The sequence below is a fragment of the Longimonas sp. genome, from assembly GCF_040409695.1.
Classification (GTDB): domain Bacteria; phylum Bacteroidota; class Rhodothermia; order Rhodothermales; family Salinibacteraceae; genus Longimonas.
On sequence record NZ_JARWGJ010000054.1, the window covers coordinates 38897 to 47022 of the forward strand.

Consider the following 8126-nt stretch of genomic DNA (forward strand, 5'->3'; position numbering starts at 1 on the left):
TGTGCGCTATGCGGATTCCGGGGCGGCCTCGATGGCAGCTCGGTCGAATCGTACTGTGAAGGTAGATCCGTCATCAGTGCTCTTGAGCGCAATGGTGCCGCCAAGCACCTCAGTAAACGTTTTACAGATCCACAGACCCAGCCCCACTGAATCAGTATCGGGGTCGGCGTCAGCGTTGTAGGCTTCAAACAGCTCACCACGTACCGATTCAGGGATGCCAGGCCCAGTGTCTTCAACCCAGAACGAGACGGTATCTTCTTCGGACGAGGTGGTCATGCCGAGCGTAACGGTACCTCCTTCAGGGGTGTACTTAAGCGCATTGCTGCCCAGGTTATTGAGCACCTGTTCCAGCTTACCGATATCGGTATGCAGCATCAGTTCAGGAGCATCAAGGTCAAGTTGCAGGTCATGGTTGCGCTTAGCGGCCAGAATCTTCAGATTCCCTCGCACGCGCTCGAAAACGGACTGTGCGGTGCCGGTATCGGGGTTCAGGGTTACCTGGCCTTCGCCGTAGCGTGCTACGTTGAGCATCGAATGGAAGAGGTCAAGCTGGTATTCGACGGTGTGCTCCATCTGCTGGGTCAGAGAGCGCACGTAGTCCATATTGGGGGCAGGCGCATCCAGCTGCTTTTCAATAGCGTCTACGGCCATGAGCACCGCTGAAGCCGGGCCGCGTGCATCGTGCGAGACGACGCCAAGCATACGGTTTTTGAACCGGAGCAGGGTGTCGAGCTTGGTGATGGTACGCTGCGTGTTTCGCATCAGCTGGCCAGCCCGATCGGAAAACGTAGTCGGGAGGTTGGGTGCGGTGCTGCTGTCGACATATTCCTGGAGCGCGTCTGCCGTACACCGAATTGGGGCCAGCAGGCGGTAGAGCGCCCACAGCGTGCCTGCTGTACCGATAAGCGTAGCTGCGAGCACGGCCTTAAGCACTGGCAGCGCCTGGGCCATCGGGAGGTGCGACAGCGTTACGTATCCAACTGCCCCCAGCAGTGGAATATGGGTGCCAAGAAACGCAACGAGAAAAATTTTGCCGGTATACGACGAAGGGCGAGGCAGGCGCGAAAGCTGCCTATACAGGCGAAGGTCCCGGTTGAGCGTTGCAGAAGACATAGGCCGGTGCAGTTATGAGCAGGTGCGGTTATGAGTGCGGCTGGTACTAAGCGGTTGTTACCCAAGAGCACATTTGTTGGAACAAGGTACGCCGCATGAGTCCTTGGCGCGCCAGGAGCACAGGCCGGCACCGCGTCCCCTGCAAGCTATTTCGGGAGGAGGGCGGCCTCAAACGACCGCGCAGTGATCACTGGCCCTTCGGCGCGCCGAAGCACCGACTCGGCGACGCTGCCCAGCACCATGCGCTCCATACCGGTACGCCCTTCCGTGGCCATGAGTACGACATCGCCTTTGCGCGAGGCCTCTTGCCGGATGGCTTTTCCTGGTGCTGAGGTACGTACAAGCACCTCGTGAGCCGGCGTCTCCATGCCCTCGGGGGTCACCTCCTGAAACCAGTTCAAGAGTCCGGCTTCGACGCGTTCGCCAAGTCCCTCGGGCGGGTCGACCGGGGTGCCACTGCCGTAGACAAGCGGAATCGACGGGTTCTCAATGGCATGCAGCAGCGCGACCGATGTGTTGAAACGCTTTGCCAGGCGAACGCCGTATGCCAGCGCCATACGCGAGGGTTCCGAAAAGTCAACCGGAACGACCAGGCGGCGGGGGCGCTCTGGGGCAAGCATGTCGCTTCCGGCGCGTACGGTGCAGACCGGGCACGGAGCGGTGCGCACCACCTCTTCGGCAACGCTTCCCATGAAGGCGCGGCTCATGCCGCGGCGCCCGGTTGTGCCCATCATAATCAGGTCGATGCCAGCCCGTTTTGCATACCGCACGATCGCCGGCCCGGCGGCTTCGCCGCGCTGCACCTCGTGCTTAACAGCAACGCTGCCCGGGTCGTAGCCCGACTCGGCCATGTCGCTCTGCGTGCGGCTCTTGAGGCGGGTGCGAAGGCGCTCAAGCGGTCCTGAACGTTGCTCGGCAGGAGCAAAGGGATTGTCGTTCGTCACTTGCACAGCCAGAAGGTGAACGGTGGCATCGAGCAACTCGGCCCACTGCAGTGCGCTCTGCAGCGCGCGGTCAGAAGACGTTGAGAAGTCGCGTGCTACGAGGATGTCGTTGATCATAAGAAGAGGCCGTGTCAGTGTGCGGATCCACGAAGGCACGCCACGACGGCGTGCTGTGCGTCCGTAAACATACACAGCACAGCATAGGCTGTCCAGTCATTTGCATGAACCCGTCCTCAGGATATAGTGGGGATGCGTGTGCGCGTTTTCCCCACATAGGCCCTACCGAATAGGCCTTACCACATAGGCCTTGCCGCACCGCCCGCGCAGCGAAGTGCTCACAGGTTTGCGGGGCTGGTGCGGAGCTACTTTGCGGAGCTGGGTTGCGGGGCTACACAGAAGGTTTCTGGGCCACCATGAGCAAACCCGTCCCTGTTTCATTGGGATGCGCAACATCCTTTGCATTCAGGAAAAGGCCCACAGGCAGCACCATAAGATAGTAAAGCGGAAGGATGAACAGCGCTGCCCACGTCGTGCCAAGCATCTGCATAGGTCGCTTGATGAGCCACGACCATGCAGCCGACCCGTACGGCCCATAGGTGTACGTCTGCTCTACGGGAACGAGTCCGGCCCGTCGGAGCTTTTCCGCAAGCGCGTTCATGTTGTACCCGTCGCGCACATGCTCGCCGATGAACCCTTCGTCTGCCTCCCCACCAACGTCGGACCCGCCCTGATCCGACGGGGTGTTGATGACAACGTACCCGCCTGGGCGGAGCACCCGCTCGAAGTGCTGAAATACGCGCTCGTCGTCTTCGATATGCTCCATGACGTCGACCGATAGAATCAGGTCGTAAGGGCCTTCCACCTGGAGCTGCGTGAGGTCGTCTTCAATCCAGCTGATCTGTGGGCCTACACGGGTCTGGTCGGCGAAGTGCTGGGCACGGCGCAGGTAGTCGCGCTTTACGTCGACTGCATCGACATGCACGTTGCGGAACGTGCGCGCCATGAAATAGGCGTACTGTCCGAATCCGGTGCCGGCATCCAGCACGCGTACCGGACGAGTTTCAGGAAAGGAGGATAGCAGGCGCCGCACGGTACGACGCACGTACCACGCGCGCAAGAAGAGCAGGTTCAGCAGGCCGTAGAAGGTTCGCTGTAGCCAGGGATGACGGCTCATCCACTGGCCAAGTCGATCTTTAATCGGGTCGTAATGCATACGAGATGGAGCGCACGTAGGAAATAATTTCGAGGGCCCTAAGGCAGAGGCTCTACGAAAGGCCTGGCGCTTTGTGCCAATCGGAGGGGGCCGTCAAAGTTCAACAGAGGCAACAGAAGATGGCCGAATCGCGCCCTTCTGGGCGATGCAAGGAACCAACGCCCATAGGCTTTATTCGCCTCTGTACGTGATTGTCGAATCCATGCCATGCTGCTTATGGAAGTTACACGGGATACGACGCGGATTGAGCTTGCGCAAGGCGACATTGCTAACCAGCCCGATATGGAGGCGGTCGTGAATGCTGCTAACGCACAGCTGCAAACCGGCGGTGGAGTGGCCGGTGCATTGCATCGGGCTGCAGGGCCTGAGCTGGCCGAAGCCTGCCGTCCTTATGCCCCCATACAGCCCGGTGAAGCGGTCTGTACGGAGGCTTTCAACCTGCCCAACGACTTCGTTATTCATGTACTGGGGCCGGTGTACGGGCGCGACGAGCCTGCAGCCGCGCTCCTGCGGGCAGCCTACGAAAATGCACTCGACCTGGCCGAGGAGCACGAGATAACGTCGGTGGCTTTTCCGGCAATCTCGACAGGCGCATTTGGATACCCCGTGCGGCCTGCCGCGCACGCTGCACTCGGCACCGTGCTTATCAACGAACCCATGCTCACGCATGTAGAGCACATACGCTTCGTACTGTTCAACGAAGAAACCTATACTATCTTCGAAGACATGCTGTCGGATCTGAACGATGATCCACTGGTATAGCGGGCGATCCACCAAGCACCGGCCCGTTCGACATGCACAACACGGCGGTACGACCGTCCCGTCTGTCCCTCACGCTTTCACTTGGCATGGGCACTCCTGTCGCTGCACACACAACACAGGCTGCGCTGCAGCCCCGCGATGCAACGCTGCATGGCACGGTATCGCTTCCGGCACTCTGTGCCTATCTGCAAGACGCCGCCGCCGGCCACGCCGCAGAGCTGGGGGTAGCACAGACCGACCTGCTCGACCGGCATCAATCCTGGGTGCTGGTGCAGCTTCAGGTGGAGGCGACGCGTCTGCCTCGGTGGACCGACACGCTCGGCATAGAAACATGGCCATCTGGACTGCGGGGGCCTTTTGCGCAGCGCGAGTTTCTGCTTCACGTCGACGATGCGCTCGTGGGGCGGGCAACCAGTACCTGGGTTGTGTTCGACCAGAAGCGGCGGCGTCCGGCCCGGCCGCCTCGCATCCTGCATGACCTCACGCTGCCTGACCGGCCCGTTGCGCTTGCGCCACGCGAGGAAGAGATCGTTCTGCCGGACCGGGTCGACCACCAGCGGCACTTTCGTGTACGCTTCCACGACCTGGATCTAAACGCGCATGTTAACAACGCGCGCTACGTGGCGTGGGCGCTTGAAACGCTTCCGCTCGACTGGCTACAAGCGCACAGGGCAGAGGGGTTCACACTCGACTTTAAGTCAGAGACGACAGCCGACATGCAGGTAGCGGCGACTGCGACCTGCTACGCCGTGCCCGACACAGACAAAGTGCGCGTGGTGCATCACCTCGCCGACGCAGACGCCAACACTACCCTTGCACGTGCCGAAACACACTGGATCCCGATTGCTGGTTGATGAAGCAAGCGGCGAACTCGCTTCTTCGGGTAGGGGCTAAGTAACGGCATGTGCAGGTTCTTTTTTCCTTTGCTGATGGTCTTGTGTCAGAATACGCCGTCCTGCCATCCCCCTTAATCCCCCTTCGGCGAAGGGGGAGATGAACGGAAGGGTATCGCCTCCAACTGCTCCCCTGGAGAGGGGAGGGCGAACAAGACAAACCTACATTCCACGATATCCTTATCACTTAGCGTCTACACACTACTGAATCTTCGAGTATGTCATTGCGAGGAGCGCCAGCGCCGCGTCGGTCGCACACCCCCTCCTCGCGATGACTAAGGTGTACATGTGTTTTTGCTGACCTACTTGGCGAAAAGGCATCGGTCTCGTGATCGCCGTGCAGCAGATGAGAAGCATGTCATCGGGTGTGCGCTCGTAGAACCCTCTTTCAATTTCCCTGAACCATCCCAGCTTACTCCGACAATGCGTGTTTACTGCTTCGCCCTCCTCTTCGTCGTTTTGTGCGCCGCCACCGCGCCTGATACCGCTCAGGCGCAGTACGAAGACGTATCGGACTTAAGCGATCTGCGCCGGGTGCTTGACGTTATGGGGGCGGGGTACGCCGACGGGTACGTGCAGCCGGTGACCGATGCCTTTGGGGCGAACATGAACGCGGGCCTCTTCCGCAATGCCGATGTCGATGCCGGGTTCTTGCCGTTCGTGCCGATCAAGGTCTACGTAGGCCTCACGGTGTCGGGGGTGCCCACCGGATCGCTTGACAAGACGTTTACGCCTCCCGCCGAAGAGACGCTCTCAGATGGCACGGTCATTACGTTTGACGGCGACGCCGTTCCAACAGCGTTTGGGTCGACGAACACGCCCGACGATGCAACCCTGACGGTCCGCTCGCCTGACGGCACCGAGGAAACGATCGCGGCACCGCCCGGACTGCTCGACACGCCCATTGCCCCGCTGGCAATGCCGCAGGTGAGGCTTGGCACGCTGTTCGGCACCGATGCCCAGCTCCGCTATCTGCCGACATCGACGCTCTCGGCAGGCGGGGGCAGCTACGGCCGGGTCGGGCTATTCGGGGTCGCGCTTCGCCAGGATGTGAACCGCTGGATTCCGGCACCGCTGCCGCTTAAGCTGGCCGTTCAGGGGAGCTACAATCAGTTCTCGCTCGAAAACGACGTGTCTCAAGACAGCCGTGTCGAGCGGGACGAGGTCATCAGTGCATCGGGATGGGCGTTCAACCTGCAGGCCAGCCGCGGCATCCCCCTTCTTCCTGTTACGCTTTATGGCGGACTGCAGTACGAGACCTTCAGCGTGAAGTACGATTACGTCTTTAACCCGGTCGGCACGTCGTCCGACCCGCTTCGCCTTAGCCTGGACCAGTCGGCATCGAACCGCACGCGTGCCCTTGCCGGGCTGGCTATACGGTTTGCATTTCTGGAGATTAACGCTGACTATGCCTTCGCAGAAAACGATGTGCTCACAACGGGTATCGGGCTTCGGCTCTGATCCACGCTTGGAGGCTCTTCGCGGGCTACAGTCTGCAACAATCTGCAACAAACCGCAACAAACCACAACAAAATAGCCAGAGGGATGCGGAGCGCTCGCATTCCCCTGGCTGTTTGGCATGTAACAGATAAGGTCGAGCATGGATAGACGCTACAGCTCATCCAGCGCATTGCAGGGAAAGGCGCCTTGCTCGTCTTCAGCCGGTGCGCCAAACACCACGGCGCTGAGAGCAGGCACTGTTAGCGTGCGTTCCTCAACCGAGGCAGCGCGCACCGCGTCGTCGGTGCTGCTGGCATGCAGCGGGTGGACCGTTAAGGCAGGCAGCGCGTCGAGGCTGAAGGTCTGCGTTTCATTAGCGGCATTGAACACCACGGCGAGGCCGTCCCAGTCGGCGTCGAGGGCGGGGCCGGCGCAGGTGCCATCCGAGATGGTCATGGCAATGATACCGGGCACCTGGTCGGGGCCAGTGTTGTGAAAGGCAACCCGGCGCTGCACGTCGCTGGCGGTGGGGAGCCGGAAGAGCGGGCTGCTGTAGCGCATCTGCAGCTGCTCAAGGAAGAGCTCGTGGGCTGTCTGCATATGTTCGGTCTCTACAGTGAGGCGCTCATCACGCAGAAGGTCGCGCATGTCATCCCAGCGGTCCTCGTTGTCCCAGGCCGGCGGCAGGCCACGTGCCCACCCGTGCTCGGCGAGGCTGAAGTCAACGAGGTTGAACCAGTCGCCCGAGTCGAAGCTGTTGCGGTCGAGCGATTTCGATCGGAGGATGTCGCTGCCCATCTGGTAGAAGGGCACGCCCTGTCCGTAGTTGATGAACGCATTGCTAAGCATGTGCACGCGCACGCGGTCGTCCATCGAGAAATCGCGAGGGAGCTTGGGCTGCGTATTGTCCCACAGCGTCTCGTTGTCGTGCTTGTCGACGTAGTTGACCGATTCGTGCGGCTCTTCGGCGTAGCCAATCATCTCGTGGCTGCCCTGCACGGTCTGGCCTTCCCGGTTCTCGTACGTGTACGTGGCCAGGTTGCCAGTCATGCCCACGCGAATGCGGTCGGCTGCATCAAACAGCGCATCGAGCGAATCGCCGGTGCCCTCTTCGTCGGCTGCTTCGTTAGGGAAGAGGTAGAGTCCGTTCGCGAAGCCCTGCTGGCGCCCGGTATCGGTGAAGTTGCCTCCGCGGATGGCGTCGCGGATCCGGTCGTTGAAGTTGCCGATGCCAGTGGTGCCCATGTTAAACTGGGTGGCTTGGTCGAAAATGCGGTCGTCGGCCACCTCGCCGAAGTTCCACCCTTCGCCGTAGATGTAGATGTTTTCGCCGTCTACGCCGTCCTCGTCGAGCGTAAGCTCAGCCAGCGCATCGGTCACGTTTTCCATGGTAGAGCGGGGGTGGTGGCCCATCAGGTCGAAGCGGAACGAGTCGATCTTGTAGTGGGTGGCCCACAGCACCACCGAGTCGATGATGAGACGCTCCATCATGGCAAACTCGGCTGCGGTGTTGTCGCAGCAGGTAGAGGTTTCGATTGCACCGGTTACCGGATCATAGCGGTGGTAGTAGCCCGGCACGACCTTGTCGAGGACCGACTCGCGGTTGTCGGCAGAGGCAAAGGTGTGGTTGTACACCACGTCTTGCACCACATGTAGCCCGATGTCGTTAAGCGCGCTCACCATCTCACGTAGCTCCAGCACGCGCTGGGCACCATCCGGGTCGGTGGCATAGCTGCCCTGGGGCGCGTTAAAGTGGAACGG

Annotated in this window: 7 protein-coding genes; 3 read left to right on the forward strand and 4 right to left on the reverse strand. The window is 60.7% G+C overall.

Annotation, left to right across the window (positions count from 1 at the left end; all coding sequences use genetic code 11):
* Positions 1-6: 6 nt before the first annotated feature.
* The 3 genes from PPP56_RS03060 to PPP56_RS03070 all read right to left on the reverse strand — a co-directional run bounded on the left by PPP56_RS03060 (position 7) and on the right by PPP56_RS03070 (position 3270).
* Positions 7-1113, reverse strand: coding sequence for a sensor histidine kinase (locus PPP56_RS03060; protein ID WP_353562563.1), 1107 nt, complete (start codon positions 1111-1113; stop codon positions 7-9).
* A 146-nt stretch (positions 1114-1259) separates the two neighbouring features.
* Positions 1260-2174 (reverse strand): universal stress protein, encoded by a 915-nt coding sequence (locus tag PPP56_RS03065; protein WP_353562564.1) that lies wholly within the window; start codon positions 2172-2174, stop codon positions 1260-1262.
* Between the two features lie 271 nt (positions 2175-2445).
* Entirely contained in the window at positions 2446-3270 is an 825-nt protein-coding gene (locus PPP56_RS03070) for a class I SAM-dependent methyltransferase (protein WP_353562565.1), read from the reverse strand.
* Positions 3271-3486: 216 nt separating this feature from the next.
* Between PPP56_RS03070 and PPP56_RS03075 the strand changes: the two genes are divergently transcribed.
* The 3 genes from PPP56_RS03075 (at position 3487) to PPP56_RS03085 (ending at position 6386) form a co-directional block, all read left to right on the forward strand.
* Complete coding sequence (locus PPP56_RS03075) at positions 3487-4032, forward strand: macro domain-containing protein (RefSeq protein WP_353562566.1); 546 nt, start codon at positions 3487-3489, stop codon at positions 4030-4032.
* An 86-nt stretch (positions 4033-4118) separates the two neighbouring features.
* Positions 4119-4886, forward strand: a complete 768-nt coding sequence (locus PPP56_RS03080; protein WP_353562567.1) for an acyl-[acyl-carrier-protein] thioesterase — start codon at positions 4119-4121, stop codon at positions 4884-4886.
* Positions 4887-5348: 462 nt separating this feature from the next.
* Entirely contained in the window at positions 5349-6386 is a 1038-nt protein-coding gene (locus tag PPP56_RS03085) for a DUF6588 family protein (RefSeq protein WP_353562568.1), read from the forward strand.
* 150 nt (positions 6387-6536) lie between these two features.
* Here the strand turns inward: PPP56_RS03085 and PPP56_RS03090 are convergent.
* The coding region (locus PPP56_RS03090; protein ID WP_353562569.1) for an alpha-1,6-glucosidase domain-containing protein at positions 6537-8126 on the reverse strand (1590 nt) is incomplete at its 5' end.

What these genes read in the sequence shown, in the direction of transcription:
- PPP56_RS03080 (WP_353562567.1), top strand. Translation starts at nt 4,119, where the DNA reads ATGGGCACTCCTGTCGCTGCACACACAACACAGGCTGCGCTGCAGCCC.
- PPP56_RS03060 (WP_353562563.1), bottom strand. Translation starts at nt 1,113, where the DNA reads ATGTCTTCTGCAACGCTCAACCGGGACCTTCGCCTGTATAGGCAGCTT.
- PPP56_RS03075 (WP_353562566.1), top strand. Translation starts at nt 3,487, where the DNA reads ATGGAAGTTACACGGGATACGACGCGGATTGAGCTTGCGCAAGGCGAC.
- PPP56_RS03070 (WP_353562565.1), bottom strand. Translation starts at nt 3,270, where the DNA reads ATGCATTACGACCCGATTAAAGATCGACTTGGCCAGTGGATGAGCCGT.
- PPP56_RS03065 (WP_353562564.1), bottom strand. Translation starts at nt 2,174, where the DNA reads ATGATCAACGACATCCTCGTAGCACGCGACTTCTCAACGTCTTCTGAC.
- PPP56_RS03085 (WP_353562568.1), top strand. Translation starts at nt 5,349, where the DNA reads ATGCGTGTTTACTGCTTCGCCCTCCTCTTCGTCGTTTTGTGCGCCGCC.